Below are 3,893 nucleotides of genomic sequence, written 5' to 3' on the forward strand. Positions count from 1 at the left end.
AACCGGGGCGTCTCCACGTGGATCAGCGGCAGGCCGGCGACGGGTCGGGTGTTGATGCGGGGGCCGCCGAGGTCGGTCAGGCCGGGGGCGACCACGAGGTGGTGCCGTCCGGTCTCGCGGTGTCGATCAGCGTTGCGCTCTCCCGGCACGACGGCATGCTCACGAGCGACTCGATCGTCGTGCTGGCGTCGGCGGTCGCCGCGATGCTCAGGCCGGGGAACCACCCGGGTGCACGGCGGCCAGTACGCCTCCTCCGCCGCCGTCGGCCTTGCGATCGCGAACGGCGAGTTCACCGTCGTGTACCAGCCGATCATCGACCTCGACACGATGCGCGCGGCGGGCGTCGAGGCGCTGCTGCGCTGGACGCACCCGGTACGCGGCGCGATCTCCCCCGAGGAATTCATCCCGCTGTGCGAGACGAGCGGAATGAGGCCCCGCCTCGGGGAGTGGGTACTCGAAACGGCCATGTCGACGGCCACGGGCTGGACGATCCAGGCCCCGCCGGGGCATCCGCCGTTCTTCGTCAGCATCAACGCCTCGGGCATCGAGCTCGGCGACCCCCAGTACGCCGCCCGGGTGCTCGCGATCCTGTCCAGCTCGGGGCTCGCGCGCGGTGCGCTCAAGATCGAGCTGACCGAGAGCGACTACGTCACCGAGTTCGCGGAGGTGAACGACAACATGGCCGAGCTGCAAGCGGCCGGGGCGGCGATCGCGATCGACGACTTCGGCACCGGGTTCTCGAACTTGGCCCGGCTCAGCGAGGTGCGCGCGAACGTGCTCAAGATCGACCGCCGGTTCATCTCGGCGATCGGGCTGCGCGAAACGGATGCGCCGCTCGTGCAGTCGATCCTCGGGCTCGCGCGCGGCCTCGGAAGCAGCGTCATCGCCGAGGACATCGAGACCGCGGTGCAGGCGCAGTGGTTGCGTGCACACGGGTGCGAGTACGGGTAGGGGTTCTTCTTCTCGCGACCGGCCGCATCCGCCGACGTCGCCGCGGTCTGCTCGCGCATTGCCGCCGGCCAGCTCGCCCGCTGACTCGGGGCATCCGCGGGTCAGCCGCGCGCGCCGCCGCTACCGTTTCCGCAGGCCGCACCCGAAACGGCGGGCGCGGCCTGCGCAAACCGACGCGGCCGCGACACCAGACCGGCGCGGCCTGCCAAAACCGTCGCGGCCGCGCACGGATGTCGGGGGCCTCAGTAGGCACCCTCCTCGACGGGAGCCGTTTCGTCGGAGGTGATCGGGGCATTCGCTGTCGTGGTTAAGAGGTCGGCGAGCTCGCCGCTCTGGCTCAGCTGCGCCACCCGGTTGATCACGATCGAGCTCGCATCGGCCACGGTGCGCAACGGGCTGACGAACCAGCCGTCGCCTTCGTGCACGGCGATGAGCCGCAGATCCTGGGCTCCGAGCTTCGCGAAGCCGGGGATCTGATCGAGGCAGATCTTTGCGCCAGAGGCACTCCCGACCGTGGCGCACACTCCCGAGATCGAGAACGCATACGGCACCGAGTCCGACTCCCCCGCGAAGGACAGGTCATCCAGCGTGATCCGGGCGGTGTCGCCGGACACCGTGCTGGAGACGCCGACGTTGGTGACGTTCAGGCTCCGTCCGTCGACTGAAGAGGGGGGCACGCCGTATAGGCTCACAAGGCGCCGTTCGGCGAGGGGAAGCGCGGCGGCGAGTGCGCCCGAATCTCCCCGGGCCAGGTAGGCGGAGACCCCGTCGGCCAGCCCGCGGACTGCGTCCTCCGGCGTGACATAGGTGGCCGGCGCGACGATGGCCCCGCGGGTGAACGTCGGGTCCGCGCGCAGGCGGTCCTGGAAGCCCTGCTCGAACCCGGTCAGCAGGGGGCTGACGTACCACGAGCCGCCCTCCTGCACGGCGACTGCGGTGACGTCCCTCCCCAGGTCCTGCTTAAGGTCGCTCGCACTGCGGTCGTAGGGCAACGCGGCGTCGATGCCGGCCACGGCGGCCGCGCGGGTTTTCTCGAGCGAGGCCGCGACCTGCTCGTCGGTGGAGCCTGTCGCCTTCAGCTGCTCGGTGAGCTGGGATTTCACGGCGTCCATCCACAGACCGGCGAGAGCGTTCGGGTCACCGTCGACGTGCAGCTGGCCACCGGTCACGGCGACCACAGCAATCCCATCGCCGATGTCGGTGACCGAGAAGTCCAAGCCGGTGAGGGTGACGTTCAGGTTCGGTCGCAGCTTCTCGAAGACGGCCGTGTAGTCGGTCGGGCTGGTCGCGGAATCCAGCTTGATCCGGCCGAGCGTCTCGACCGGGCCCCGGAGCGAGGTGATCTCCGAGGGAGACAGGGAGCCGTACACGTTGAGCAGGTCCAGCGACACCGCTCCGGTCAGGAGCTTTTCGACTGCGGCCTGCGGAGTCGACGACCCGCCGATCTTGGAGAAGACGGATGCGTACGCCCAGACGCCGCCACCGGCGAGCAACAGCACGGCAACGCCGATCGATCCCCAGAGCAGGCCGGGCCGACGGCGGCGACGTCCGGCGGATGCCGCGGCGCTGGCCCGAACGACGGGCTGCTGCCAGCCGCCGGGTGCGCCCGACCCGGCCCCTACCGGGCCAGACACGGGCAGGGACATGGGCAGGGACACGGGCCGGGAGACTGCATAGGCGGGCACGGATGGCTCAGCGTGCGCCGCCTTTCGGGTCGGTGCCTGCGCCGCGATTGGAGACTGCGTCAATGCGGGTGCGAGCGGTTCGAGCGTGCCGCAGCCGCGCATCCATTCGAGAAGACCTGGATAACACGCGGGGTTCGCAGCGATCGCCCGATGCAGGTCGAAATGCTTCGCGGCGAGCTTGGCGAGGCGGGCTGGCGAGGTCGCGGGGTTCGCGGCCTCGGCGAACAGGAGGGTGCGGGAGTCGCTCACGGTGGTGCCCTTCTCGGGTCGTCGGTCGGCATGAGCGCGGCGGAAAGCGGCTGCCAGAACCCGGCGATGACGACGGCCCCCTGCATGTCGCGGACCACCCCCGCGCAACACGTGTGCCCACGATGATAGTGGGTAGTGGAGAATCGCAGGTGAAATCTAGTTTCTGCAACTCACCGATGAGTGTGGGCCCGACCTCGCTGAAGCGTCGCAGATCGACGTTCCTACGCCCCTCCAACGTCGTTCTGCGACACCTCAGGGCAAGCACGGGACCGCCTAAACGACGGATGCCGCCGGTCCGGTCGGGCCGACGGTATCCGTGCATCAGGGGTGGAGACTAGACGTTCATACGACCGGTGTTGATCAGTCGCGTGAACATCAAGGCGGCTCCGGCGATGAGCAAAGACAGGCCGGCGAAACCGCCGAACTCGAGTGTGCCGATGCCGGTCGATGCGAGCTCCGTGACCGACAGTGCGGCCGGGGCCGAGACCTTGCCGGAGTGCGCCGGCGTGGTCGACTTCGCCGAAGCTCCGAATGTCACGATTGTGTCGATGAGGGCGGTCGGGCCGGCCGCGTCGGTCGGATCCGTCGGGATAGCCGAGGTCACCGGGGCCATCGGGGCCATCGGGGCCATCGGGGCCATCGGGGCCATCGGGGCCATCGGGGCCACCATTGTAGCCGTGGTCATCGGGGTCATCGGGGTCACGGAGGTCGGGGTCACCGACTCGCTGTCACCGACGACGGAGACCGCGTTGCCGCCGACCGTCACGGGAGCGGAAACCACCGGGTCGACCTGCGTGCCTGACGCCGTGGCATCCGAACCTGAGGTCACCGGGGCGGATCCTGCCGTGGGAGCGGAGGTCGTTCCCGCGCCAGACCCTGACGGAGCCGGCGAACCAGATGTCGCGCTGCTGTCACCGAGGATCGAGACGGAGTTACCGCCGACCGTCACCGGTGCAGCGACTTCAGGGACGACCTGCGTACCTGATGCGATGCCGTCCGCACCCGAGG

The 3,893-nt window shown here is 69.6% G+C and carries 2 protein-coding genes and 1 pseudogene; 1 reads left to right on the forward strand and 2 read right to left on the reverse strand.

Features of this window, described 5'->3' with window-relative positions:
* Positions 1–228 precede the first annotated feature (228 nt).
* On the forward strand, positions 229–951 hold the full coding sequence (locus QN345_RS16540) for an EAL domain-containing protein (protein ID WP_322140614.1): 723 nt from the start codon (positions 229–231) through the stop codon (positions 949–951).
* Positions 952–1,193: 242 nt separating this feature from the next.
* On the opposite strand, the gene QN345_RS16545 is transcribed toward QN345_RS16540, so the two are convergent.
* Complete coding sequence (locus tag QN345_RS16545; RefSeq protein WP_322140613.1) at positions 1,194–2,885, reverse strand: hypothetical protein; 1,692 nt, start codon at positions 2,883–2,885, stop codon at positions 1,194–1,196.
* A gap of 334 nt (positions 2,886–3,219) precedes the next feature.
* Positions 3,220–3,893 (reverse strand): annotated as a pseudogene (locus tag QN345_RS16550) (hypothetical protein); the annotation flags it as partial.

This window comes from Cryobacterium sp. 10I1 (assembly GCF_035019805.1).
In the GTDB taxonomy this organism is placed as follows: domain Bacteria; phylum Actinomycetota; class Actinomycetes; order Actinomycetales; family Microbacteriaceae; genus Cryobacterium; species Cryobacterium glucosi.